Annotated in this window: 23 protein-coding genes and 4 pseudogenes; 24 read left to right on the top strand and 3 right to left on the bottom strand. The window is 54.6% G+C overall.

The window, feature by feature from the left end; genetic code table 11:
* Positions 1-11 precede the first annotated feature (11 nt).
* The 21 genes and pseudogenes from JCM12308_RS21215 to wecB all read left to right on the top strand — a co-directional run bounded on the left by JCM12308_RS21215 (position 12) and on the right by wecB (position 20190).
* Positions 12-764: an SDR family NAD(P)-dependent oxidoreductase gene (locus JCM12308_RS21215; protein ID WP_054784989.1), complete on the top strand. Its 753-nt coding sequence runs from the start codon at positions 12-14 to the stop codon at positions 762-764.
* Positions 761-1243 (top strand): MarR family winged helix-turn-helix transcriptional regulator, encoded by a 483-nt coding sequence (locus JCM12308_RS21210; protein ID WP_008546910.1) that lies wholly within the window; start codon positions 761-763, stop codon positions 1241-1243. The genes JCM12308_RS21215 and JCM12308_RS21210 overlap by 4 nt, the downstream gene beginning before the upstream one ends.
* A complete protein-coding gene (locus JCM12308_RS21205) occupies positions 1243-2052 on the top strand; it encodes an enoyl-CoA hydratase family protein (protein WP_244271979.1) in 810 nt (269 codons plus the stop codon). The genes JCM12308_RS21210 and JCM12308_RS21205 overlap by 1 nt, the downstream gene beginning before the upstream one ends.
* A gap of 10 nt (positions 2053-2062) precedes the next feature.
* Positions 2063-3274 carry an acyl-CoA dehydrogenase family protein gene (locus JCM12308_RS21200; protein WP_054784988.1) on the top strand — a complete coding sequence of 404 codons (1212 nt, stop codon included), beginning with the start codon at positions 2063-2065 and terminating at the stop codon, positions 3272-3274.
* Positions 3216-4861 (top strand): annotated as a pseudogene (locus tag JCM12308_RS21195) (AMP-binding protein). The gene JCM12308_RS21200 and the pseudogene JCM12308_RS21195 overlap by 59 nt, the downstream one beginning before the upstream one ends.
* Positions 4858-5997: an ABC transporter substrate-binding protein gene (locus JCM12308_RS21190; protein WP_054784987.1), complete on the top strand. Its 1140-nt coding sequence runs from the start codon at positions 4858-4860 to the stop codon at positions 5995-5997. The pseudogene JCM12308_RS21195 and the gene JCM12308_RS21190 overlap by 4 nt, the downstream one beginning before the upstream one ends.
* A gap of 108 nt (positions 5998-6105) precedes the next feature.
* A pseudogene (locus JCM12308_RS21185) lies at positions 6106-7025 on the top strand (branched-chain amino acid ABC transporter permease).
* Positions 7012-8036, top strand: a pseudogene (locus tag JCM12308_RS21180) (branched-chain amino acid ABC transporter permease). The pseudogenes JCM12308_RS21185 and JCM12308_RS21180 overlap by 14 nt, the downstream one beginning before the upstream one ends.
* Entirely contained in the window at positions 8029-8778 is a 750-nt protein-coding gene (locus JCM12308_RS21175) for an ABC transporter ATP-binding protein (RefSeq protein ID WP_054784986.1), read from the top strand. Before JCM12308_RS21180 ends, JCM12308_RS21175 begins: the two are co-directional and overlap by 8 nt.
* A complete protein-coding gene (locus tag JCM12308_RS21170; RefSeq protein ID WP_054784985.1) occupies positions 8778-9461 on the top strand; it encodes an ABC transporter ATP-binding protein in 684 nt (227 codons plus the stop codon). Before JCM12308_RS21175 ends, JCM12308_RS21170 begins: the two co-directional genes overlap by 1 nt.
* On the top strand, positions 9451-9873 hold the full coding sequence (locus tag JCM12308_RS21165) for an acyl-CoA thioesterase (protein ID WP_083416401.1): 423 nt from the start codon (positions 9451-9453) through the stop codon (positions 9871-9873). Before JCM12308_RS21170 ends, JCM12308_RS21165 begins: the two co-directional genes overlap by 11 nt.
* Complete coding sequence (locus tag JCM12308_RS21160) at positions 9870-10289, top strand: RidA family protein (protein WP_008547140.1); 420 nt, start codon at positions 9870-9872, stop codon at positions 10287-10289. Before JCM12308_RS21165 ends, JCM12308_RS21160 begins: the two co-directional genes overlap by 4 nt.
* Before the next feature lie 4 nt (positions 10290-10293).
* On the top strand, positions 10294-10620 hold the full coding sequence (locus JCM12308_RS30660) for an alpha/beta hydrolase (RefSeq protein WP_208978821.1): 327 nt from the start codon (positions 10294-10296) through the stop codon (positions 10618-10620).
* Between the two features lie 17 nt (positions 10621-10637).
* The gene (locus tag JCM12308_RS30655; protein ID WP_208978820.1) at positions 10638-11102 is read left to right on the top strand and encodes an alpha/beta hydrolase family protein; all 465 of its coding nucleotides are present in this window, start codon (positions 10638-10640) and stop codon (positions 11100-11102) included.
* Positions 11103-11508: 406 nt separating this feature from the next.
* Positions 11509-12646, top strand: a pseudogene (locus JCM12308_RS33110) (CaiB/BaiF CoA transferase family protein).
* A gap of 174 nt (positions 12647-12820) precedes the next feature.
* Positions 12821-14266: a glycosyltransferase gene (locus JCM12308_RS21145; protein ID WP_054784984.1), complete on the top strand. Its 1446-nt coding sequence runs from the start codon at positions 12821-12823 to the stop codon at positions 14264-14266.
* A 16-nt stretch (positions 14267-14282) separates the two neighbouring features.
* Positions 14283-16448: a tetratricopeptide repeat protein gene (locus JCM12308_RS30650; RefSeq protein ID WP_208978819.1), complete on the top strand. Its 2166-nt coding sequence runs from the start codon at positions 14283-14285 to the stop codon at positions 16446-16448.
* The gene (locus JCM12308_RS30645) at positions 16340-17983 is read left to right on the top strand and encodes an NfrA family protein (RefSeq protein WP_208978818.1); all 1644 of its coding nucleotides are present in this window, start codon (positions 16340-16342) and stop codon (positions 17981-17983) included. The genes JCM12308_RS30650 and JCM12308_RS30645 overlap by 109 nt, the downstream gene beginning before the upstream one ends.
* The gene (locus tag JCM12308_RS30640; RefSeq protein ID WP_208978817.1) at positions 17934-18437 is read left to right on the top strand and encodes an alpha-amylase family protein; all 504 of its coding nucleotides are present in this window, start codon (positions 17934-17936) and stop codon (positions 18435-18437) included. Before JCM12308_RS30645 ends, JCM12308_RS30640 begins: the two co-directional genes overlap by 50 nt.
* Positions 18397-19026, top strand: coding sequence for a DUF4434 domain-containing protein (locus JCM12308_RS30635; RefSeq protein WP_373282400.1), 630 nt, complete (start codon positions 18397-18399; stop codon positions 19024-19026). The genes JCM12308_RS30640 and JCM12308_RS30635 overlap by 41 nt, the downstream gene beginning before the upstream one ends.
* Before the next feature lie 18 nt (positions 19027-19044).
* Positions 19045-20190 (top strand): non-hydrolyzing UDP-N-acetylglucosamine 2-epimerase, encoded by a 1146-nt coding sequence (gene wecB / locus JCM12308_RS21130; protein WP_054784983.1) that lies wholly within the window; start codon positions 19045-19047, stop codon positions 20188-20190.
* Between the two features lie 195 nt (positions 20191-20385).
* Here wecB and adhP read toward each other — a convergent pair whose 3' ends face one another.
* From adhP to JCM12308_RS30625, 3 genes are all read right to left on the bottom strand, one after another.
* A complete protein-coding gene (gene adhP / locus JCM12308_RS21125; RefSeq protein WP_008547091.1) occupies positions 20386-21402 on the bottom strand; it encodes an alcohol dehydrogenase AdhP in 1017 nt (338 codons plus the stop codon).
* A gap of 630 nt (positions 21403-22032) precedes the next feature.
* Entirely contained in the window at positions 22033-22401 is a 369-nt protein-coding gene (locus tag JCM12308_RS32530; RefSeq protein WP_280138411.1) for an HpcH/HpaI aldolase/citrate lyase family protein, read from the bottom strand.
* Positions 22325-22876, bottom strand: coding sequence for an HpcH/HpaI aldolase/citrate lyase family protein (locus JCM12308_RS30625; RefSeq protein ID WP_208978815.1), 552 nt, complete (start codon positions 22874-22876; stop codon positions 22325-22327). The genes JCM12308_RS32530 and JCM12308_RS30625 overlap by 77 nt, the downstream gene beginning before the upstream one ends.
* A 122-nt stretch (positions 22877-22998) precedes the next feature.
* On the opposite strand from JCM12308_RS30625, the gene JCM12308_RS21115 reads away from it, so the two are divergent.
* Genes JCM12308_RS21115 through JCM12308_RS21105 form a run of 3 tightly spaced genes read left to right on the top strand, consistent with a single transcriptional unit; the run spans position 22999 to position 26192 of the window.
* Positions 22999-24351: an acetyl-CoA hydrolase/transferase family protein gene (locus JCM12308_RS21115; RefSeq protein ID WP_054784982.1), complete on the top strand. Its 1353-nt coding sequence runs from the start codon at positions 22999-23001 to the stop codon at positions 24349-24351.
* 17 nt (positions 24352-24368) lie between these two features.
* Positions 24369-25412, top strand: coding sequence for a MaoC family dehydratase (locus JCM12308_RS21110; RefSeq protein WP_054784981.1), 1044 nt, complete (start codon positions 24369-24371; stop codon positions 25410-25412).
* Positions 25413-25469: 57 nt separating this feature from the next.
* On the top strand, positions 25470-26192 hold the full coding sequence (locus JCM12308_RS21105; RefSeq protein WP_054784980.1) for a hypothetical protein: 723 nt from the start codon (positions 25470-25472) through the stop codon (positions 26190-26192).
* Positions 26193-26291 lie beyond the last annotated feature (99 nt).

Below are 26291 nucleotides of genomic sequence, written 5' to 3'. Positions count from 1 at the left end.
GGAAGAGCAGTTTGGAAAAGCATGCAGTCATAACAGGTGGCGGTACCGGAGTTGGGGCCGAAATTGCCCGCCACCTCGCGGAGGCCGGAGTAAAGGTCACCGTTGCAGGACGCAGACGCGAGCCGCTTGATCTGGTCGCAAGCGCCAACAGCCGCATTAAAGCAGTGACAGCAGACATCACAGATGAGGTGTCCGTTGCTCAAATGTTCGAAAAGGCTGTCGAGGTAAACGGACTGGTCAATATCGTAATTGCCAATGCGGGCGCAGCTGAATCTGCTCCATTTGGCAAGATTGACCGGGGCAGCTTCCAACGCATGCTCGACATCAACCTGACTGGTACTTTTTTGACCTTCCAGAAGGGTCTGGAGCATCTGAAAGGGCAGGAATACGGGCGCTTGATCGCAATCGCTTCGACAGCAGGTCTGCGTGGTTACTCCTATGTCTCTCACTACGCCGCCGCCAAGCATGGGGTCGTTGGCATGGTCAGATCACTCGCTCTTGAACTTGCCAGCAAGCCTATTACGGTCAATGCTGTGTGTCCTGGATTCACAGAGACCCCAATGTTGCAACGCTCAATTGAAAACATCATGCAGAAAACCGGAATGAACGAAGAGCAGGCCCGCGCTGCGCTCTATAAGGACAACCCGCAGCAGCGTTTCATCCAGCCAGATGAAGTCGCTGCAACGGTTGCTTGGCTCATCAGCGATGGAGCCCGTTCAGTCACCGGACAATCCATTTCGGTATCAGGAGGCGAGACCCAATGACAGCCTCTCAGGAAATGCTCAAAGCAAACAACGCAACCGATGACAAATCCCGTGTTCGCCTCTGGCTGAGGCTACTTCGTGCCTCTCGCGCAATTGAAAGCGAACTGCGGGAACGGCTGCGCACCACATATAACGTAACTCTGCCACGCTTTGATGTGATGGCAGCACTGTACCGGGAGCCAGAGGGCATGCTCATGTCCCAGCTTTCAAAGTACCTGATGGTATCCAACGGCAACGTCACCGGCCTCATTGATCGCCTGACCACGGACGGGTTAGTTCAGCGCACATTGAGAGACGGCGACCGCAGAACCTCTGTTGTTCTGCTCACCAAAGCTGGCAGAGAAAATTTCGAGCAAATGGCCGCCAGTCATCGTGAATGGATCAACGAGCTTCTCTCGCACTTTTCTCCGGAAGAAGCCGAAACACTTGCCGAGACCCTGAAGGTATTCGCCAGCGATTGGGAGGGGGAGGCCCGATAATGCTAACAACCTACAAAATGGCGGATCTGCAGCCAAAGCATTTCCTCTGGCGCATGGAAGGCGACGTCGCAGTCATTCAGCTTGACCGACCGGACCGCAAAAACCCGCTGACTTTTGAGAGTTATGCCGAGCTGCGCGATACATTCCGCGATCTGGTTTATGCCGATGACGTCAACGCAGTAGTAATCGCGTCCAATGAGGGCAATTACTGCTCGGGTGGCGATGTCCATGATATCATCGGCCCTCTTGTCTCCATGGACATGAAGGATCTGCTGAAATTCACCCGCATGACCGGTGATCTGGTCAAAGCAATGATCAATTGCACCAAGCCAATCATTTCAGCAGTAGACGGCATCAGCGTGGGCGCAGGCGCGATCATGGCAATGGCATCCGATCTGCGCATTGGTACACCTGACGCAAAAACCGCCTTCCTATTCACCCGCGTCGGCCTTGCAGGCTGTGATATGGGCGCATGCGCCATTCTTCCACGCATCATCGGGCAGGGCCGTGCAGCCGAGCTGCTCTATACAGGTCGTTCCATGAGCGCAGAAGAGGGCTACACTTGGGGTTACTTCAACTCCATGTCCACCTCTGAAGCCTTGGAGGCCGATGCCATTCGCATGGCACAGCGTATCACCGCTGGTCCAAACTTCGCCCATGGCATCACCAAGACACAGCTCAATCAGGAATGGAACATGGGTCTGGATCAGGCCATCGAGGCTGAAGCGCAGGCACAGGCCATCTGCATGCAGACCAAAGATTTTGAAACCGCCTACAAAGCTTTCGTAGCAAAAGAAAACCGGTTTTGAGGGAGCGTAAATGGCTGACACCACTTTCCTCACATGGCCGTTTTTTGAAGAAAAACACCGAGAGCTGGCCGAATCTATTGAAACCTGGTGCTGCGAGAACCTTCCCGCAGACCACTCTGACACGGATGCTGCCTGTATCAAGCTCGTAAATGATCTTGGTACCGCTGGCTTCCTAAAGCTTACTGCCGTTGATCCAGCAGATCCCAAACCACTGGATGTCCGCAGCCTCTGCATCATGCGCGAAACTCTGGCCCGTCATGACGGACTGGGAGACTTCGCCTTTGCCATGCAGGGCCTTGGAACAGGTGCTATCAGTCTGTTTGGCACCCCGGAGCAGCAGCGGTGGCTCAACAAGACCAGAGCAGGTCAGACACTTTCTGCATTTGCACTGACAGAACCAGATTCTGGCTCTGACGTTGCAAACATAGAGCTATCAGCCATCCGCGATGGTGATGACTATGTGCTGAACGGTGAAAAGACCTGGATTTCCAACGGTGGCATTGCTGGCCTTTACGTTGTCTTCGCAAGGACGGGCGAAGCACCGGGCGCCAAAGGTATCAGTGCCTTCATCGTGCCTGCAGATACACCGGGCCTGACCATTGAAGAACGGCTCGATGTAATGGCACCGCATCCGCTGGCGCGGTTGGGCTTTAAGCAACTGCGTGTTCCTGCTGCGAACCGCATTGGAGGAGCTGGAGAGGGCTTCAAGATTTCAATGTCGGTTCTGGATGTCTTCCGCTGCACTGTTGGCGCTGCCGCTTTAGGCTTTGCCCGCCGTGCATTGGAAGAAGCCGTTGCCCGCGCCACAACCCGCAAACTTGGTGGTGGCGTTCTGGCAGACATGCAGATGGTGCAGGGTCATCTGGCAGAAATGGCCATCGATATTGATGCATCCGCACTCCTGATCTACCGCGCAGCCTGGACGAAAGACATGGGCGCTGCACGGGTTTCCCGCGAAGCGGCTATGGCAAAGCAGTTTGCGACCGATCAGGCCCAACAAATTATTGATAAGGCAGTACAAATCCACGGCGGCGAGGGCGTCCGTTCAGGCAATACTATCGAAAAACTTTATCGCGAAATCAGAGCCCTTCGCATTTACGAAGGCGCATCCGATGTTCAAAAAATAATAGTAGCAAGGCAATTGCTTTCTCAGGAGGGGAGAAATGCTGGGACCAAGCGCACACAAGGACACCTTCACAAGGGACAGGCTGCCACCAGTTGATCAGCAGCCAGTTTTTCAGCTGGAGGGGTTTGAGTACCCAGACTACATCAACGCTGCAGTAGAGCTGACCGATAAAATGGTCGAGCGCGGATTTGGTGACAACATTGCTCTCATCGGCAATGGCAGGAAACGCACTTATAAGGAGCTTGCGGACTGGACGAACCGCATCGCCCGCGCCCTGCAGGAAGATTACGGTATCGAACCGGGTAACCGCGTTCTGATCCGCTCAGCCAACAATCCGGCCATGGTCGCCTGTTGGCTTGCTGCCACAAAAGCAGGCGCAGTGGTGGTTAACACCATGCCCATGCTGCGTGCAGGCGAGCTGAGCCAGATCGTTGACAAGGCCGAAATCAAACTCGCTATGTGCGATCTGCGTCTTATGGAAGAGATGGAACTTTGCCTGGAGCAGAACGACCATCTGACCAAGATCGTCAGCTTTGATGGCACGGCCAACTTCGCTGGAGAGCTGGACAAAGTCGCCCTGTCAAAACCAGTGCAGTTTGATGCCGTTAAAACGGGCAGGGACGATGTCTGCCTCCTGGGCTTTACATCCGGCACCACCGGCCAGCCCAAAGCAACCATGCACTTCCACCGCGATCTGCTGATCATCGCAGATGCCTACGCTAAGGAAGTACTGGACGTACAGCCAACAGACGTCTTCGTTGGCAGTCCACCACTGGCCTTTACGTTCGGCCTCGGTGGTCTGGCGATCTTCCCACTGCGCTTTGGTGCAACTGCAACCTTGCTGGAAACGGCTGGCCCGAAGCAGCTCATTGAAATCATTGAGACCTACAAGGCGACCATTTCCTTCACGGCTCCAACGGCTTATCGCGCATGATGGCCGCGATGGAAGAGGGTGCAGACCTGTCCTCGCTGCGCATCGCAGTTTCAGCAGGTGAAACACTGCCAGCACCTGTTTTCGAGCAGTGGAAATCTAAAACCGGCATACCAATGCTGGACGGAATTGGCGCAACGGAAATGTTGCACATCTTTATTTCCAATCACTTGGAAGACGCCAAACCGGCCACCACAGGCCGCGTGATTAAAGGCTACTCCGCAAAGGTGGTGGATGAAGAGATGAAGGAGGTTCCACGCGGCACAGTTGGCAAACTGGCTGTGAGAGGACCAACAGGCTGCCGGTACATGCAGGATGACCGACAGCAGAAGTATGTGCGTGACGGCTGGAATTTGACAGGAGATGCCTTTTATCAGGATGAAAAAGGCTACTTCCACTTCGCAGCCCGCGCAGACGACATGATCATCACGTCCGGTTACAACGTTGCCGGACCTGAGGTCGAGGCTGCTTTGCTAAGCAGCCCGGAAGTGTCCGAGTGTGCAGTTATAGGCGTGCCTGATGAGGACCGGGGACAGATTGTCGAAGCACATGTGGTGTTGGTGGAGGACCACCCACAAGATGCAGAGGTCATCAAACGTCTTCAGGACTATGTAAAATCTACTATAGCGCCTTATAAATACCCTCGTTCACTTAAACTGGTAGATTCGCTACCAAAAACCGCGACTGGGAAAATTCAAAGATTCCGCCTGAAGGAACAACCGGTCGAGGATAAATCAGGGGAACTTATATGAAAAAACTCGTTTCAGCCGGAGTAGCCGCCCTTCTGTGTTGTACAGCTGGCGTGGCGCAAGCCGAAGTCAAAATCGGCATGATCACCACCTTGTCAGGCGGTGGCTCCACACTCGGTATCGACGTCCGCGATGGTTTTGAGCTCGCTCTCAAACAGGCAGGCGCTTCCGATGTTAAGCTGCTGGTAGAAGATGACGCCCGCAAGCCGGACGTTGCCAAAAAACTGGCAGATAAGTTCATTCAAAAAGACAAGGTTGATATTCTGACCGGCATTATCTGGTCCAACCTTGCCATGGCCGTTGTTCCGTCAGCCACCCGCAAAGGCACACTTTACGTCAGCCCGAATGCAGGCCCATCTGCACTGGCGGGTAAAGCATGCCACGAAAACTATTTCAACGTGGCTTGGCAGAACGACAACCTCCACGAGGCAATGGGGTCGCACGCCAACAAAGCAGGCTACAAAAAGACCTTCATTCTGGCACCAAACTACCCAGCTGGTACGGACGCTCTGAAGGGCTTCAAGCGTATGTACAAGGGTGAGCTGGCAGGTGAGCTCTTCACTAAGCTCGGTCAGGACGATTACGCTGCAGAAATCGCACAAATCCGCGCATCCGGTGCTGACAGCGTGTTCTTCTTCCTGCCTGGCGGCATGGGCATTGCGTTCATGAAGCAGTATGCCCAATCCGGCGTTGATGTGCCTGTCATGGGGCCGGCCTTCTCCTTCTCGCAGGACATTCTGCCTGCGATCGGCGATGCAGCCCTTGGCGTAGCGAACTCCTCTCAGTGGGGTAAGGATATCGAGAGCGAAGTAAACGCGAAGTTCGTCAAAGGCTTCAAGGAAGCTTATGGCCGCTTGCCATCACTTTACGCATCACAGGGCTACGACGCTGCAAACCTGATCCTCTCCGCAATGGCGAAAGCTGATGTGAGCGACAAGGACGAGTTCCGCGCAGCATTGAAAGAGGCAGATTTTGCTTCCGTACGCGGTGACTTTAAGTTCGGCAACAACAACCACCCAATTCAGGACATTTACGTCCGTGAGGTGATTAAAGAAGACGGCCAGATCACCAACAAAATCGTTGGTGTCGCAATCAAAGGCCATCAGGATGCTTACGCATCCAAGTGCCGCATGAAGTAAGTCAACTTATTGAACTAACATTATTAATCAGCGGGGAATCCCAATTCTTCTCCGCTGATCCCCTCATACTGATCTGATAATGAAAAAGAAGCCTCGGGAATATCATAAATGATGGCAGCTTTGATTTTTGAGCAGATATTGAACGGGCTGCAATTCGGTCTCACTTTGTTTCTGATGGCAGCTGGCCTCACGCTGGTGTTCGGCGTGATGGGCCTGATCAACCTTGCTCATGGCTCGCTTTATATGATCGGTGCCTTTTGTTGCGCTTGGATCACTCAGCAGACCGGCTCTTTCTGGCTGGGTCTGGGCGGTGGTGTCCTTGGAGCAGCAGCAGCGGGCGCTCTCATCGAAATGCTTGTCATCCGCAGGCTTTACGACCGCGATCACCTGGATCAGGTGCTGGCAACCTTCGCGCTCATTCTCATTTTCTCCGAAGGCACCCGTATGGTGTTCGGCTCCATGCCGCTTTACCTCAACATCCCTGAGGCACTGAGCGGAACCGTAGCCTTGCCGGGCGTGGAAGCCTATCCAGTCTACCGCCTGTTTATCATTCTGGCAGCACTGGCCGTTGCTGTGCTCCTTTACATGCTCATTTCCAAAACACGCCTTGGCATGCGGATCCGCGCGGGTGAAAGCGACCGCGAGATGATCGCAGCCCTCGGTGTTGATATCAAAACGCTTTACACCATCGTCTTCGCTCTGGGCGCTGCAATCGCAGGCCTGTCCGGAACACTCGTTGGCGCACTGCGCTCCGTTCAGGTTGGCATGGGCGAGCCTGTACTCATTCTGGCTTTCGTGGTGATTGTCATCGGCGGCATTGGCTCCATCAAAGGCGCTTGATCGGCTCTATCCTGATTGGTCTGGTCGATACTCTTGGCCGCATCTTCCTGCCGGTTATTCTGAAGTTCTTCATGGAAAACGCCAGCGCGAACAGCGTTGGAGCAGCTCTGTCTTCCATGCTCATCTACCTGATGATGGCTGGCATTCTGGCAGTAAAACCAAAGGGGCTCTTCAATGCAGCAAACTGATACAGCTCCGCAATCTGTCACCATGCCTAAGTTCAACCGCGAGACCTTAGTCAACATCGCCGTCATGGCAATCCTGTTGGCGCTGCCTCTGTGGGCGTCGTCCATTGGCGAAGACTACTACGTTAATCTGGCGAGCCTGATCACCATCTTCGCGATCGCTGGCGTAGGCCTCAACTTTGCCATCGGGCAGGGTGGTATGGTCAGCTTCGGTCACGCAGCTTTCTTTGGTATTGGCGGCTACACCACTGGCATTGCAGCCTTTCACAGCTTTGAAGAAACACTCTTCATGGCCATGCCATTTGCCATTTCCGGCACCAATCAGATGCTCATTATCTGGATTGTCGCTATGGTGCTCTGCGGCCTTGCTGCACTTGCAATTGGCGCAATTTCTCTGCGTACGGAAGGCGTCTACTTCATCATGATCACTCTGGCATTTGCCCAGATGATCTACTATTTCGCCATCTCCTGGCCAACTTACGGCGGTGAAGACGGCCTTTCCATTTACCTGCGCAACGAACTGCCAATGGTGGATGCAGAAAGCGCGCTGACGTTCTTCCTTATCTGCTTCATTCTGCTACTTGGCTCCATCTTTGTCTCCGCTCGCTTATCAGGCTCCCGCTTCGGCGCAGCTCTCGGCACAGCGCGTATGAACGAGACCCGACTGGCGACGTCTGGCATCGATCCATTCCCGATCAAACTCACCGGTTTTGTCATCTCGGCGATGATCACCGGCCTTGCTGGCGCACTATTTGCCGAGCTGAACGGCTTTGTAGGCCCTTCAATGCTCTCCTGGCACCGTTCCGGCGAGATCATGGTGTTTGTCATCCTAGGCGGTGTAGGGCGTCTCTACGGCCCTGTGATCGGCGCTGCACTGTTCGTGCTGCTGGAAACCTACATCGGCGAATGGACAGAACATTGGCAGCTGCTGCTAGCTTCGCCTTGCTTGGTGTCGTTCTCTTCGCCCGAGGCGGTGTGATGGGCTTGATCTCAGGGAGGGCTCGCCATGACTAAACCGGTTCTTGAAGTCAAAGGCCTGCACAAAAACTTTGGCGCGCTTCAGGCCACGAAAAACGTCAGTCTGGATCTGAAACCCAATGAGATTCATGCTCTTATCGGTCCAAATGGTGCAGGTAAGTCAACACTCATCGGACAGATTGCAGGCTGGATCACACCAGACGCTGGCAGCATCTATCTGGATGGAGAAGACGTCACTACAGAGACAGTCGCCAGCCGCTCCCGCAAGGGGTTAGGGCGCAGCTTTCAGGTTTCTTCACTGGCTATGGAAGTGAGTGCACGTCGCAATGTGATGCTCTCTGTACAGGCCAGTCAGGGCTCCAGCTTCCGGTTCTGGAAGCAGACCAAATCCGATCAGGAGCTGCGTGAAACCGCCGGAAACTGGCTGAAAAAGGTCGGTCTTGGCGGACGTGAGGATATCGCGGTCTCTGAACTGTCTCACGGCGAGCGCCGTCAGGTGGAAGTGGCTTGTGCTCTGGCCATGAAACCAAAGGCGCTGCTGCTTGACGAGCCGATGGCAGGTCTCGGCCCGACAGGATCAGTTCAGCTCACTGAATTCCTTGAGGAAATTCGCCCAGAAATTCCGATCCTGCTCATTGAGCACGATATGGATGCTGTCTTCCGTCTGGCTGACCGCATCACGGTGCTGGTAGGCGGTGCGGCCATCCTGTCAGGCTCCGTCGACGAGATCCGTGCCAGTGCGTTGGTCAGAGAAGCCTATCTCGGGGAGGAAGCCTGATGCTGTTAGAAGTCAAAGGCTTAGAAGCCCACTATGGCGCAGCGCAAGCGCTGTTCGGCGTCAACCTTACCGTCAACGAAGGTGAGATGGTGGCGATGCTTGGCCGCAACGGCATGGGCAAATCAACCACAATCAGCTCGATTTGCCAGATGGTTACACCAACCAAGGGCACCATCGAGTTCCGCGGCCAAAGCCTGAACCGCATGTCCAGCCACAAGGCAGCACGATTGGGGCTGGGACTGGTGCCAGAAGGGCGCCGCTGCTTTCCGAACCTGTCCGTTCTGGAAAACCTCACTGCCGCTGCGCGTAAAGGAGAGTGGACGCTGGACCGCGTTTACGACCTGTTTCCGCGTCTCAAGGAGAGGAAAAACCAGAGCGCCAACACGCTTTCCGGTGGTGAACAGCAAATGCTCGCTATCTCCAGAGCCCTGATGACAAACCCGAAATTGCTGATCCTTGATGAAGCAACAGAAGGTCTGGCGCCGGTGGTCCGCGGGGAAATCTGGCAGGCTATTGCCAAGTTGAAGAAGGAAGGACTGTCCATCCTTATCGTCGATAAGACCTTGAAGGAACTCCTGCCATTGGCGGATCAGGCCGTCATTCTGGAAAAAGGCGAGTCCGTCTGGGCGGGACGTCCGGACACGCTCACTGAGGAAATGAAGGACAGATACCTTGGTCTTTGAACGCACGATAAAAGTGGCATTCCAGCACTGCGATCCGGCTGGAATTGTCTTCTATCCCCGCTACTACGAGATGATCAATCAGGTCACCGAGGAGTGGTTCGAGCAATCGCTCGGGGCGTCGTTCGTAGACATTCATATAAATCAAGGGGATGCAGTCCCCACCGCAAAAATCGAAACAGAGTTCAAAAAGCCAAGCAAGCTTGGCGACACACTCTTATTCGCACTTCAGGTGACTAAGCTGGGCCGTTCCAGCGTCCACCTGGAGTTCACGGTGACATGCGAGGACGAGCTTCGTCTTACCAGCCGCTCAGTCATTGTCTACGTCAAAGGCGAGGACAAAAAGCCTGTAAGTTGGCCGCAAACCATTAGAAAACAATTGGAATTTTTCCTGAAGGAAGAGGGACCTTCATGACAACACAACAAGCACTGTTCAAACATCTCCAGCCAGAAGGTTGGAAGCCAGCCTCCGGCTACGCCAATGGCATCATGGCGGAAGGCACTCCGATCTTTCTGGGCGGACAAATCGGCTGGAACGCACAGCAAGTGTTCGAGAGCGATGACCTCGTCGATCAGATCAAGCAAACGCTTGAGAACATTCGCGAAATCCTAGCCGTAGCAGGGGCAAAGCCAGAGCATGTGGTGCGCCTGACATGGTATGTGGTCGACAAGAAGGACTATACCGCACGTCTGCGCGAAGTGGGTGAGGCCTATCGCTCTGTATTTGGACGTCATTTCCCGTCCATGACCATGATCCAGGTGGCTGATCTGGTGGAAGATCAGGCCAAGGTGGAAATTGAAGCAACAGCAGTGCTGCCAAAAGCGGGATAACGTGATGCGGGATTGGGACGCGGCTTACCATAACTCCGGCATAGTGCCGAACGCGCAAGTGCTGTTCGATCAATGGGTTGAGCGCTCCAAAGCGTTTCGCGAAACATCAAACAACCAGCTGGATATCGCCTATGGAAGCGGGGAGAGAGAAAAGCTTGACCTCTTCTTCCCCAAAGCTCCCGAGGCATCCAAAGGGCTCGTCATGATTGTCCATGGCGGGTACTGGAAGGCCTTCGACAAGTCCGCATTCAGCCATCTGGCAAAGGGGGCAACGGAGATGGGTTACACCGTTGCGGTGCCATCCTATGACCTTTGCCAGATACGAAAATAACTAATATTACCAAACAGATGCAGCGTGCTCTTGAAGTTACAGCTGAACAAGTTAAAGGACCGATTCATCTGACCGGTCACTCCGCTGGTGGTCACTTGGTAGCAAGGCTCGGCTGTAAAAACGCGATGATACCAGATAGTATCACTGGCAGGATCAAGCACATCCTTGGCATCAGTGGTGTCTACGATCTGCGGCCGATCCGCAGGACGGCGATGAACGAGACGTTGCATATCGACGAGGCGGAGGCGCTGACGGAAAGTCCAGTGCTGCACGAACCTCTTGATAACCTGCGCTTTACCGGCTGGGTTGGGGCAGAAGAGCTTGCCGAGTTCCGCCGTCAGAATGCGGCTCACTGTGCCATGTGGGGCGGTTTTGAAACGCAGGTCACGGCCTATGAGGACCCGGGCAAAAACCATTTTACCGTGGTAGAGGCACTGGAACAGGCAGATAGCCTTCTCCTCACAACTATGTTGAATACATAGTTGTATCATGCTGTAATATATAGATCTTTCTAAACCGCGTAGTTTTGCGTTCTTATGTGCGTTCATTTGCGTGGCTTAAGAGATTCATGCGTTACTTTAAGTTGCTATGCTGCCCGCCAGATGAACGCATTTCATCATCAAGCCTCATCGGACAGCACCTCCTCAAACTCCCAGCCCCCACAATCTCTCTTAACCTAATGGATAGGCTATTCACCAAATGGAGAGTTGTGGAGCCACCCTCAGCCACTTTAAGGTTGATCTAAGAAAGCGAGCCGGAGTTATCCGCCCAGCGCAGAAGTCAGGTAGACTGAATACTCAAATCTGCACTGGGAGCAATCAGCTCCGGCAATGAGCGCTCACCAAGGGCACTCATGCACGCAGAACTTGGCTGACTGGGGAGGCATACGTGACAGCAGCAAAAGCAGGACCACTTTCAGGACTTCAGGTGGTGGAGATGGCAGGCCTCGGCCCAGCGCCCATGGCTGGACAGTTGCTTGCCGATCTTGGGGCTGATGTCATCGTCATAGACAGGCGCACCGGCGAGCGCATCGACAAGGATGTGAACCGCCGCGGTAAGAAATCCATCGCACTCAACATGAAGAGCGAAGGCGCCGTCAATGTATTCTTCTCCCTGATTGAAAAAGCCGACATCCTGATCGAAGCTTCCGCCCAGGTGTGATGGAACGCCTTGGTCTGGGGCCGGACGAATGCCTCGCAAGAAATCCCGGCCTGATTTATGGCCGCATGACCGGTTGGGGGCAGGACGGCCCACTGGCCCATGCTGCAGGCCACGATCTCAACTACCTCGCCATGACAGGCATGCTCCACGCCATTGGCGAAGAAGGCCGCCCACCGGTACCGCCTCTCAATATGGCCGCAGACTATGGCGGTGGCTCCATGTTCCTCCTGCTGGGTGTGCTCTCAGCCTTGTTTGAGCGTTCCAGAAGCGGCAAGGGCCAAGTGATCGACGCGGCCATGGTCGATGGCGTACCAGCATGATGGGCCTGATTTACTCCTTGATGGGCCGTGGCCTGTGGCAGGACAAGCGCCAGACCAACCTGCTGGACGGTGGCGCCCCGTTCTACCGCTGCTATGAAACCTCCGATGGCCGCTACCTGTCAGTGGGCTCTCTGGAACCTCAGTTCTTCGCATTACTGCTGAAAGGGTTGGACCTGCCGCCAGAGCTCTCCAAGATCCAGATGAACATGAAGGAATGGCCGAAACTGGAAGAACAGATCGGCGCGGCCATCAAAGCCAACACGCTGGATCACTGGACCGGCGTCTTTGCCGGAACAGATGCCTGCGTTGCTCCGGTACTTTCCATTGAAGAGGCCAACGCAGCCGCTCTCAACACCGAACGCGCCAATCGCATCCGTCTGGGCGGCGTCACACAGGCAGCACCCGCACCGCGCTTCAGCCGCACTGTTCCGCAAACGCCTGAACCAGCAGGAAGAACCGGAGACCATACTTCACAGGTTTTACAGGAGCTTGGTTTTTCTGAAAGCGACATCGATGAGATGCAGCAGAGCAAAACTTTGGCCTGAATCTGCGTTAATTAACGAGGCGAAACAAACGGAGAAAGGAGGGGGCCTCAGCACTCCCTCCCACGTCATAACTGCCTCCGCCCAATCCTCTGAGAACATCCCATGACTGAGGGCATTCTCCCGAATCTCCTAGGGTAACTTTGATCAGTTACTGCGAAAGAGGTCTACCGGAGAATGCTGGTAACAGATGCTTTTGTCTTGTTGTTTCTTGTTACCCAGGGCCTCTTCCTCGTCGCCTCCTATGTCTTTGCGGTGTCGGGCGCGGATGACCTGTTTGTTGACACACTCTACTACTTCTTCGTCGCCTGGTATCGCGGCCCGCTCGTAGGGCGCACTGAAGAGCGCCTGTTTGACGAAACCGGCCATGTGCCACCAAGGCCGCTCGCCATCATGCTGCCCGCGTGGGATGAAGCAGCTATCCTCTATCCCGCTGTCACCGGCATCATGCGCAAGCTGGATTACCCGTCCTACTGGATCTTCATCGGCGTCTATCCCAATGACGAGGCTACTCAGAAGGCCGCAAACCGGCTCGCAGCAGAGCATGAGAACCTGCGGGTCGTGGTCACCAACAACCCCGGCCCAACCTGCAAGGCCGATTGCGTCAATACCATCATCGCGGAGATAGAAAAATTCGAACAGGAGCAGAACATCTCCTTTGCAGGCATAGTCATGCAGGATGCCGAAGACATCCTCAATCCAAACGCCCTGCACATCTTCAACGCCAGTCTGGAGCTGGCCGATGTAGTCCAGCTGCCCGTTCTGTCCCTGCCACGCCGCCGACGAGACCTGACAGCAGGCCACTATATGGACGAGTTCGCCGAGTTCCACTCCAAGGAAGTGCTCGTCAGAGGGTTTCTGACCGGAACCGTCCCCGGCGCAGGCGTTGGCACCTGTTATTCCAAGAAGACAATTGAGACCGCCAAGTCCATATCCGGAACAGATGACAGCGGCATCCCGGAAGTCTTCAACACCGGCTCACTCACAGAAGACTATGATCTGGCTATGAGGCTTACAGGGAAGGGGCTCACCCACCGCCTGCTCTGGGTCCATCCATCCCAAAAGAGCGATCACACGGACTTCGCAGTCACCCAGGAGCTGTTTCCCTCCGGCTTCTGGCAGAGCGTGCGCCAGAAAACCCGCTGGACCATCGGCATCGCGTTTCAGGGTTGGGCGCAGCTGGGGTGGAAAGGAGGGCTCGCCGATAAGTACTTTTATTGGCGCGACAGGAAGATGGTGTTCTTCAGCCACGCCATCATCATCGGCTATATCTCACTCATCTTCTACTGGTGCCTGCGCGCTTATGAGCACCTCGCACCAGACGCCTACCACTTGCCTCCGTTACTGCCGGAAAACAGCCCGTTCTGGTACGTGATCTGGTTCAACGTGCTTCTGCTGGCCCACCGTCTCCTTCAACGTCATATCTGGACCGGCTACCACTACGGCCTGCGCGCTTTGGCGCCTGTCACCCTGCGCTATTTCGTTTCCATCATCATCAATTACATCGCCATGATGCGCGCCATCAAAACATGGATCCGCCATCTGGGCACAGGCGAGGTGATCGGATGGGACAAAACAGCCCACGACTATCCGGATGATGACAGCTTCATAACATCCCGGTGAAACAGGAAGCGCCCACATGACCCGCTTCCGCTCATCCCACAACGCACGAAAGGAGGCAAACCGGAACTCGGCATTCTATCTGCTGTGGGTGGTTATGTTTGCTCTGGGCCTGTCCATTCCAACCCAGTCCCAGAACCCGGCTCCTCAGCCTGAACCGAGCACCATTTCTGGCAACACGCCATACACCAACGCTCAAAAGGATGCCTATTACATCAGTTTGCTGAAGGACAGGCAGGACAGCCAGTCACTTTTGCAAAGCAAATGGCGCGATTACCGCTCATACCCCTTGCTGGATCTGGCCTACCGATTACTGGCAGAAGGCAGAACAGAAGATGCCCTGCGCGAATTGGATGAGCTGCTCAAACAGGATCCTGATCATCTGGTCGCCCGTTGGCAAAAGGTTCAGCTCCTGATTGGCCTCAACCGCCCACTGGCAGCCATCGACCAACTGGAAACCCTGCAAACCCTCGCACCCGCTTTCAGTCGCGGCTATCTCTCCCTCGGCCACCTGCAAATGCTCACGGGCGAGTATGCCGAGGCCTTTGATGACTTCCGCCTCGCCATCGAAACCGGCAAGCTGCTGCCGAGTGATCGGGAGGAAGCATTGGCCGGCGCCGCAGAAGCTGCCATCAAGCTCGGCAAAACAAAGGAAGCGCTCCACGCCCTCAACATCCTGCGGGAGCTGGGCGCCGCCACACCGCGACAGCGCCTGATCCGCGCCGACCTCTTGCGCAACTTCAATCAGCTGGAAGAAGCCCGCAGCGAGTGGGATGAACTCTCCAAACTGGATAATGCGCCCAGAACCCAGCGCACAGCAATCCTCAATGAAGCTTTCCTGCTTTTAGAGCAAGGCAAGGACGAAGACGCCTACCGCTTGCTGCTTCGGGGTGAAATGAATGGTCTCTTCACAGGGCGCCAGTCTTCCGCATTGGAACAACGCACCTTCGCAAGAGCCCTGTCAGCCGCCGCACTTAACTCCGGCCACCTTGATGAACTGCTAGCCTTCCTCCTTCCCGGTCGCATTGACCTTCTAGGATTATCGACACGGGTGCAGCTCGCCTATGCTTTGGTGAAGAAAGGCTCCAGCGCTGAAGCGGAAATGGCACTGCTGACCGCAGATGGCAGAATTCTGGACACCAAGGCCTCAGGACCGGAAGAAGCCGCCAACTACTATCTGGCGCTCGCAGACATCGCCATCCGCGCCGGAGATGACGCCAGAGCCGTCACCGCAGGTCGGTTGCTGATCAAGCTCACCCGCAGTCCGGAGTACGGCCTCCAGCTCAGTAAGGTCGCGCTCGCCAACGGCTGGGAAACGCAGGCCATCAACGCCCTTGTGGAACTGCGCGCCATCACCCAGTTCACAGACCGGCAAAAATCACCGGAAGCATGGGTGGAGCTGCTGCAAACACTCTCTGATCTGGCGCGAAGAGCAGGGGATCTGGACCTCGCCAACGAAGTATTGAAGGAAGCTGAAGCCTTGATGCCCAACTGGCGCATCACGGCAAAGCGCGGGCAGGTCGCCCTTCTCTCCAATAAACACCGCATCGCCTCCGCAGTGCTTCAGGATGCTCTGGCCCGCGCCAAACGAGCCCGTGCTGCCGGTGCCTTTAATGAGAACGACAAAAAAGCCTATGCACGACTTCTGTTTGATCTGGCCGCCGTTTCGGCCACAAATGAGGACTGGACAAGCACGCTGGACTATCTGATCGCGGACTGGAAGCTTCAGCCCGATCCTACGCTCGTCCTGCCAGCCTACCTGATGCTGAAGGAAAGTACCGCCAAGGACGTCACGGCCAACATGTGGCTCAACTACGTTTTCGCCTACACCAACACGGCGAACCTGACTATTGAGAGCAAAGAGATGTACGCCGCGTCTTTCCTCTCGCTGGCACGGCTCCTGAAAACAGAAGACCAGCCGGAAGAGGCGCAAAGGATGTACCGCCAGTCTCTGAGGCTAAACCCGGCAGTCGAAACACGGCTGGAAGCAGCTTATCTGGCCTTACAGCTCAATCACCCCAGACGCGCGCTGATGCTGGTCCAGAAGCTCGACCAGACCAAGAACATCGACGCATCATGGCCATCAAGTGCGAAGCCTATCGCTCATTGGGCCGCAACCTGGAAGCGCTGGCCTGTGCTCAGGAAGAAGCACTGGCCCAGCCCGCAAGCGCAGATAAACACCTGACACTGGCAAGCCTCTATTTGCGTCTGGGAGATAGGGACAAGGCCCGTCAGGAGCTTCAGCAAGCCTATGAGCTGAGCCCAAGCCTAGCCACAGCCAATCAGTTGGGCTTCCTCTATCAGCAACTGGGCGAGATCGAAGAAGCTGAGGAATGGTTTGAGGAGAGCTTTGAAGAACACGACGACCAGACCGCTGGCATGGCGCTGCTCTTCATCAACCTGCGCCAGATGGATTATGCGCAAGCAGAAAAGCTTCTGGCCGATCTCGACCCCGCAAAGCTCTCACAGGAGCAAATGGCAGGCTATTACGCCGCCAGAGCACAGCTCACCCTCCACAAAGGCGATCAATCCTACGAGGCGCTGGAAAGCGCTCTGGACGACTTCCGCAGAGCACGTGCCATATCCTCAACACCTGACAATCGCTTCTCTGTAGTTCAGGTTCTGTTCCAGCTGGATCAATTGCAGGAAGCTGAGGCCGAATATGAGCAGCTGCCGTCCTCAGATAAAACCAACCCGGCCACTCTGGCCCTCGGTGGCTATCTGGCGCGGGCACAGGGCGATTACGACCTCGCCATCACGCGCTTTGAGCACTCGCTGCATGAAAAACCGGATCAGGCCAATCTGGAGGAAGACCTCGCATACACCTATCTGGCAGCCTTTGAGAACAAGAAGGCTGCTGAAATGTTTCGCAAGCGAATCCATGCCCTGAACCAGCAGCATCTCGACATCTACGAGCAGGGCAAACTGGAGCGTTTCCAGCGCCAGCTCCGCATCCTTGAAATCCCGATCAGCTTCCTGTTCTTCGACGGTGCCAGCCCATCACGGCAAGACGAAGAGGACTTCGCAGGCGCCATCCTCGGCATTCCCTCCAGTAGCCCATTTGGCTCCCTGGAGGTGGCGTGGCGACCACCGGTGATCGGCTACCAGAACGGACGCGTCTTCGAGATTATCGCCCGCGCCCAATGGCTCAACGAGCGCTACAGCTTCCGCCCTAATCCGGACACCTACCAAACCATCGTCGGCCTGCGCTTCAAGCCCTTTATGACCCAGAACCTCAAAATCGGTCTGGAACGTTTCTTCAAGGGCGGCAGCATTACCGAAGACAATTGGCTGGGGAGGGTGCTTTGGTCCTTTACCACCGGAAACGACTTCCTGCCCCTTTACGATATGTACTCCGGTGAGCCCATCGACAAAGAGCCTTACGTCAGTCTTTACGTGGAAGGTGGTCGTTTCTTCGAAAACGAAAAAACCATCCTGTTCTATGGAGATGGCCGACTTGGTTACACTTTTAGGCTCGATCCTAACCTGATTTTGTCGCCCTTTGCGTATTCCATAGGCAGCGGAAACTGGAACTCCCAAACCAGCGCTGTCGCCATAGAAGCAGGGCTGGGAGCATCTTTGAAGTGGAGAGGGTGGTACACCGAAACCTACGGTGACCTGCTTCAGCTGGAAGTGTTCGGGCGAGTAGGACATGAAGTACTGAACACCGATGACAGCCAAACCAGCCGGGTTCTTCTCGGCCTACAAGCAAACTTTTAAGTACTTGATTTTTGGGCTGTTCTGCCTCTCTTTCCTCACATTCATAGCACCACATAAAACCCTTGCACGACAAGATTCGGGTGCGCCGGAATGTATTCCTATCCGCATGAGCTTCATTCAACCGTGGGGCGATGAATATTTTCCTAACCCCAGATTATGGCGCAGTGAACTCCTTTCACATCAAAGACTTGGCATAAATGAAGTGGTCTTGCAGTGGACCTTGTGGGGCACGGATGTCAGCCAGCCAGTCAAACTTCCCATGTGGGTGGAAGCAGCGATCCGCGGTGCAGATGAATCCGGTGCCAAGATTTGGTTCGGCCTGCGTTACGATCCGTCCTTCATCGAAAAGCTGAAACAGAACGGCAGCGCTATCTGCATCAACGCCTTCAGGAAACCAGCAGCTCGCCAAAGCACTGAAGGCGCAGATCCTCTATGTCTCATCCGAGCCCAATAAGATTTTCGCGGGCTGGTATATCTCAGATGAAATCGACGGCGAACTGCTGTTGGATAGCAACCTCAGAAAGCTCGTCACCAGGTACACCACCCAGACCCGGGCAATCCTGAAAAGCATCTTGCCAGGCCCGGTGGCCATATCTGGATACACTGATTTGAACAGCAAACCGAAGAAACTGGCCGGTCACTGGGATAAGCTGATGAGCAAGTCCTCCATGGACATCTTGCTTTTGCAGGATGGGCTAGGGGCCAAGCTTATGGAACCTTATTCCAGCCGCAGCCTGCACAATGCGGTCAGCACAGCGTTTCGTAAGCAAAAACATACAGTTATTCCAGTGGTTGAGATCTTTGAGATTGACCCGCGCACCGCTGATTTCAAGACAATCCCAACCACCGTTGGCACCATGAAAAGCCGCCTGAAAAACGTTCGCTTTGCTCCGGGCAACCCGGTGGCATTGTTCTCATTATCCAGTCACGTGCTCAAGTTCGATAACAAGCACAGCCGGGACATTGAGACGTTTTTGAAGCAAAACACCAAGGTTTGCAATGGCATAGAGCTGGAAACAGCAAACACGTCAACGCCGCAATAAAGGACAGAAGCACATAGGATGAAGGAACCAGAGATCATCGGATCGGGCGCGGCGAAAGTCCTGTGCGTCATCGGCACGCGCCCGGAAGCTATCAAGATGGCGCCGGTTATCTCTGCCATCGCAAACTGCCCAAATCTTCATGCCCATGTTCTCATGACAGGCCAGCACCGCGAAATCGCATCCGAAGCGCTAAAGTCCTTTGACATCACCCAAATCAACTGGCTCGATGTGTCCAGCACCAGCCACAAACTGGCCGACCAAGCCGGTGAACTGCTCAAAGGCATCAACGCCTATATGGCCGTGCATCATCCCAAATACGCTTTGGTCCATGGCGACACCACAACAGGCTTCGTTGGTGCGCTTGCCAGCTTTTACAGCGCCGTGCCAGTTGGGCATGTGGAAGCCGGTCTGCGCAGCGGCGAGCTGACGGACCCGTTTCCCGAAGAAGCGAACCGGCGGCTGGCGGATCAACTCTGTCACAGACTGTTCGCGCCAACATCCATCGCCAAAGACAACTTGCTGCGCGAAGGCCTGAGCGAAGACAAAATCCTCACCACCGGAAACACCGTGGTCGATGCCGTGCGCCATCTGGCTCAGAAGATCAAACCAGCACGAGAGCTCCATGAGCTAAAGAACGTACTGGGGCCTGAAAAGCGATTGGCACTGGTCACCACACACCGACGTGAAAATTGGGGCGATCCCATGCGCCGCATTTGCCAGGCCATAAAACACATGATCGACACCCATGATGATCTGCAGGTGGTTCTACCGGTGCATCCGAATCCAGTGGTCAGAGACGTTGTTGAGGATGTGCTGAAAAACGTCAGGCGCGTTCATCTGGTCAAGCCGCTGTCCTATGAAGCGCTCGTGGCGTTGGAACGGGATGCAGATCTGATCCTGACAGACAGCGGCGGCATACAGGAAGAAGCGCCTGAGTTCGGAACGCCGCTGCTGATCCTGCGCAAGACAACCGAACGACCGGAAGCTCTGACCAGCGGACTTGCAAAACTGGTCGGCACATGCGAGCAAACAATCGCAGACGAAGCTGCACATATTCTGAAATGTGAGCGGACAAAGATCGACCGCAAAAACCCGTTTGGCGACGGCCACGCATCACAGCGCATCGCAGCTGCCGTCGAAAACCATATAAAGTCAGTCCACTAATCAGAATCTGACCTTTTATCATTTAGTTCCATAATCTACCTTATGCGTATTAGTGATATAGACGCCCCATGGCACGGTTTGTGGTGCTGGCAAGCTCGGAACTGGCTTCAAACGCGTTCCATCAAACCAACTACAGACAAGCCAATGCCGCAGACACGCATGTGTCTGCGGCATCACAATACTCAAATCAGGCTTTTACATATCCATCACGATACGACCATCAATCTTGCCATTACGCATGCGATCGAAGATGTCGTTGATGTTGTCCAGCGGCTCTGTGGTGTAATGCGCTGCGACCTGGCCATCGCCAGCAAACTCCAAAGACTCGCGCAGATCATTTCGCGTACCCACAATGGAACCACGCAGTGTTTTGCGGTTCAGCACCATATCAAAAATGTTCAGCGGGAAATCTTCTGGTGGCAGCCCCACAAGGCTCATCGTGCCACCACGGGCCAGCATGCCAACGCCTTGCTGGAAGCTCTTGCCAGCCACCGCTGTCACCAACACGCCCTCAGCACCGCCGCCGGCTTGCACTTCTGCCACCGGATCACACTTGAAGGCATTAAGCGTCATGTCAGCGCCCAAAGACTTTGCAAGCTCCAGTTTGTCTTCCGCAATGTCAACCGCAATCACATGCAAACCCATGGCTTTAGCGTACTGAACAGCCAGATGGCCCAGACCGCCAATACCGGAAATCACGACGGTTTGCCCCGGTTTTGTCTCGGTTTCCTTCAAGCCCTTATAGACTGTCACACCTGCACACAGGATTGGAGCCGCTGGCGCAAACTCAAGCTCTTTTGGCAAATGAGCCACAAAATTCGGATCCGCCACAGCATATTCTGCAAAGCTGCCATTGACGCTGTAACCTGAATTCTGCTGGTTTTCGCAAAGGGTTTCCCAGCCATCTACGCAGTGCCTGCAGCACCGACAAGCCGTGTGGAGCCAGGGAATTCCGACACGATCCCCCTCCTTCACCGAGGTCACATTGCGGCCTTTCTCAACCACAATCCCAACGCCTTCATGGCCCGGAATAAAGGCTGGCGTCGGCTTGACCGGCCAATCACCTTCAGCAGCATGAAGGTCTGTATGGCACACGCCTGTGGCTTCAATCTTCACCACAACTGTGTCGTCAGTTACTGTAGGTTTTTCAACTTCACACACGTCCAGCGGCGCACCAAATTCACGCACAACCGCTGCTCTCATCATAGACATGACGGGCTCCTAAACCTGTTCGGGCCAGAGCGGCCCAAAAGCATACAGGGACAGCTAAATTTTCCAAATGCGAGCACAAAATACCTGCATTTACAGCAAGCCTAACAAACCTTCTGGTAAGTATAAAAGAGATGATATTTCAAGGATACTTCTGCGGTTAACAGCGTTTCAGCAGGGTCATTCAAAGTTAAAAAAGCTTGTTCTTTCAAACCCAAATCACATCCCTAAAAATCATGTATTCAAGGACATACATTTCCGTAAAGTGAAATGAATTCAGTATCTTAGTCTTTCTACGTAAAAGAAAATACGAGGATATGCAGAACACCTGAGTCTCTCTCAGTTGCCAGTCCACTCTTCGGAAAACACCCCTCACCTAGACCACCGACCGAAAGCAAAATCAAACCCATAAACCAACTTATACTTAAAATAACCCCTTCCATCGTGAATTATCGCCAAATATGCATAAGGTAGATTATGGAATTACTCATAATTATGCGCCAATTTATTATATTATACTACAACTATACATAAATAAACATTTAGCAAGACAAGCAAACACATGACGGCGCGGAGATAGACATTTGCTTGAAAGAACAGAGAGTGCAGCACTGCACGTAACCTCTTAAAACCTCATGGATGAGCATCACTATCCGTCAATCCCAGCACACGGCGGGCGCGTAAGATGACTGGCGCATCCACCATTTTGCCATCGACCACAAAGGCACCCTGACCCGCAAAGTTTTTCTGCTGCTCAAGCACATTAAGCGCCCACTGAACCTCTTCATCGCTTGGCTCAAAGCAGGTGTTGATCACACTGACCTGAGAGGGATGAATGGCAAACTTTCCATTGTAGCCCATGTCACGCGCATTCTGTGCCTCATCCTCAAGCCCTTCAGGATCGTTGAAATCCAGAAACACTCCGTCAATCGCCCAAAGATGGTTCTGAACCGCCGCATTCAGCAGCTGTCCACGTGGCCAAACAAGGCTGTTCCACCCCATGGTACCGCCCGTCTCCGCCGTATAGTCCGCATAGCCAAAAGCCAAGGCGTGCAGCGGTGCATGTAGATGCAATCGCCTCCGCATTGGAAAGCCCGGCAGGCGTTTCCAGCAGCGCACAGATCCGCGTCATTTCCTTACTGGGATGCGCCTGCAGCAAGTGGTCCAGCTGCTCCAGATCCCGAGGGCTTTCACATTTAGGCAGGAACACCCAGTCCGGCAGATGGGTCAGCTCCTGAAGGCGCAGCATATCCTGTAAGCCATCCGGTGTACCCAGTGAGGAGATGCGGATGCCGATCTCACACCCCTCCTGCTCCCGTATCTGATCCTGCAAACCACGCAGAAGATCTCGTGCAGCGGGCTTCTGCGTTTCAGCAACCCCATCCTCCAAATCCAGCACCACGCACCCTGCTCCCGATGCTATTGCCTTTGAGAAAAGATGGGCTTTGTCTGCAGGTAAGAATAACAGGCTCTTCACACCGGAACTCCAACTTAATCCATTGATGCCGCTAAGGCAGAACGTAGCTCAGTAACAATTAATTTCCTGAGAATAGATAGGATCAAGCTGGTCCAAATCTAGCAAATCCCGGAAAGAGCCTCATGCCAGCCGCCAACTATGATCAGCTGTATCATCAAAAACTAATGAGCCCCGATGAGGCCATCAAAACGCTGGCACGAGACACAAGCCTGATCACCTTTGGCTGCTATTGCGGCACCCCTCCACGCCTCACCCGCGCCTTCTGTGAAGCTGCCGCCGCTGACTATTTCACTGGCACGCCGGATGTCTACCTGCTGCGCTCAGGTAAAGAAGTGGTCGATCAGTACATCAACGTGGAGGTCCTCAAACGCATCCGCCTGCTCTGCCCGTTTCTGGGCGGCAGCGTGCGCCAGCTGGCCGACCGGGCACAGGAAATGAGCGAGAGTCATCCAGACCTGATCATCCCGCATTATCTGCCGGAACACTTCAGCCTCTATGCCAGAGGCGTGCTGGCCCGCCGTGGCAAGCCGGATGTGCACCTCTTTCAGGTCTCCCCCATGGACGAGCACGGCTACTTCAGCTTTGGGGTGGATGGCAGCATGTCCATTCCGCTCGCCTTTGCCGCTGAAAAGCTCATTGTGGAAGTCAATCCCAACATGCCCCGCACCTTCGGGCCGGGCGTCATCCACGTCTCGCAGGTCTCCACCATCATCGAGCACACCAGTGAACTCACCATTGTTCCTGAAAAGGCCGAGAGCCCGGAAGACAGCAAAATCGCCGATTTCGTAGCAGACCTGGTGCCGGACCATGCCTGTGTGCAGTTGGGCATCGGCGCCGTGCCCAATGAGGTTGGCAAACGTCTGAAACACAAGAATGATCTGGGCGTGCACACCGAGGTGCTCGGTGACACCATGATAGAGCTGATACAGGCCGGTAACGTCTCCAACCGCTACAAGCAGCTGGATGTGGGCCACTCCGTGTTCAACGTCGCCCTGTTTTCCAACCGCGACTACTACGATTTCATGGACAACAACCCCACTATGGCCTGCCATCCGGCTCACTACGTCAACAACCCACACATCATCGCGCAGAACGACCGCATGGTCTCCGTCAACTCCTTCGTCGAGATCGATCTCTTCGGGCAAGTCGCCTCAGAATCCGTCAACTGGCGCCAGATTTCCGGCAGTGGCGGGCAGCTGGACTTTGTGCGCGGCGCCTTCCGCTCCAAAGAAGGGATCGCCGTGCTCGCAGCCCATGCAACGGCGAAAAACGGCACGGTTTCCAAGATCGTCCCGCGCCTGCAAAACATCGTCACCACCCCGCGCAACGACGTCAGCTTCGTTGTCACAGAATACGGCTGCACCAACTTGTTCGGCATGTCCACCTCTGAGCGCGCCCACGCTCTCATCGAGCTCGCCGCCCCTCAGTTTCGCGATGAGCTGCGCGAAGAGGCCAGGAAACTGACCATCTACTAGGCTGAAAGGAGCCCGCCATGTACTCAGCCTACGCACAAATCTCCGAAACACGGTTTCTGGAGATCTATGGCCTGAACTTCGAAGAATTTGCTGAAGACCAGGTGTTTCATCATCGCCCCGGTATGACGGTTTCTCAGCAGGAAAATGCAGAGGAAGCGTTTGACACCCTCAACTCCGCAATGCTGCATTATGACGAGCACTACGCCGCCCAGACCGAGTTTAAAAAGCCGCTGGTCGTCTCCACGCTCACCTTGCAAAAGATCTTCGGCATGAGTTGGAAGACCTTCGCCCGCAAGGAACGCATCACGGCATTCGAGAATATCTCCATGACCGCCCCCATCTTCGGCGGCGACACTCTCTACTGCACCAGTCAGATCATAAAGACCGACAACACCAGCGGCAAAACGGGCAATGTCACTGTAAAAGCCTCTTGCACCAATCAGAATGGCGTCGAGGTCGCCAACCTGACGTACACGGTCAGTATCTTCAAAAAAGGCCAGCATCCGGTCTGGGGCAATCAGCCCAACACCTGCAGCAATCCGTGGTTTCTGGCCTATCATCAGCGCGAGGATGGCTCCCTGCAGGAAGCAACTGGCATCTTCTTTGAAGGCTTTGCCAAGGGTCAGATCTTCGAACACAGCCCGGAAATCACCCTGCATCCCTCCTCCATGCTCCGCCATGCCGTCCAGACCATGCAGTGGCACCCTTTATACAACGACAGAGAGTTCGCCCGGGACATCTACGGCAGAGACCGCTTGCCCGCCTCAGAACTCCACGTGCTCTCCCTCGTCACTGCTGCCACCACCTCCACCTTTGGCCGCGTGGTTGCCAATCTAGGCTGGACCGATACAAAACTTTCTCGCCACTTTTACGCAGAAGACCGCTTCAAAGTCACAAGCGAAGTCCTGGCGACGCGCGAAAGCCGCTCCAGACCAGATCAGGGCATTTTGACCGTAAAAACCGTCGCCCACGACCAAACCGCCCAGGAAGCCCTCTCCTACACCCGAACCCTCCTCGTCTACCGAGAAGGCAAAGGCCCCTATGCGGCGGCGGGATATTGATCACCACACACTTTCACCTATGATGCACGTTCCAATCAGCTAGGTGAGCGACAGCACGTGCAAACGAAGACGGACCAGACGATACAGCAGCAAGAGGCTGTTGATAACAATGCGGATCTTTACAGGCATATGTTTGAGGCACATGGGGTTTCGTTTGAGTGGTCTTCGGGGCTGTTTTACACCTCCGAACAGCCCTTACCGTTCTATTCAAGCATCGTGACGTTGAAGCCAGCGGCATCACTTCAAACCATCAACGAACTCACTGCAAACACATCCTTTCCCATCTTCATCAAGGACAGTTTTGCGGATCTTCCACTGGAAACACTCGGGTTCAGCACACTCTTTGATGCCAGCTGGTTATATCTGGAAGCACCTGTTCTGGCAGACATCTCAGACTGGCAGTTAATCTCCACTCCAGAGCAATTGGAGAGTTGGGAGGCCAGCTGGAAGAACGCCGGGAACCAGACGGATCGTGCGATGTTCCCACCAAAACTGCTGGACAATCCTGATTTCGAATTCTGGGGCTATTTGGAAGGATCAAAAATCACCAAAGGCTTCATCGGCAACCATGCTGGCACCTCGGTTGGCCTGTCAAACTTCTTTGCAGAAGACCTTTCACCCCACACCTTCAGGCAAATAGCTACACTGCTGCATAGGTGGAAGCCGGAGAAGCCGGTGACCGGCTACGCCCGGGGGGACGCACTGTTGAACGCCCGTGCGGCTGGATTTGAAACATCCGGCAAGCTGAAGGTCTGGCACAAACCATATTCTGGCAGCTAAGAGCGTTCTTCGCGCAACAGCAAGCAACCACTCAAAATCTCATCAAACATGGGCAGAAACTGAAACAATATGTGAGGCGTAAACTATTGTTTCCAATGT

Origin of the sequence: Pseudovibrio denitrificans JCM 12308 (assembly GCF_001310815.1) — a bacterium.
Taxonomy (GTDB): Bacteria; Pseudomonadota; Alphaproteobacteria; order Rhizobiales; family Stappiaceae; genus Pseudovibrio; species Pseudovibrio denitrificans.
The sequence above is the reverse complement of the archived record's forward strand: the minus strand, read 5'-3'. Positions and strand labels throughout refer to the sequence as shown.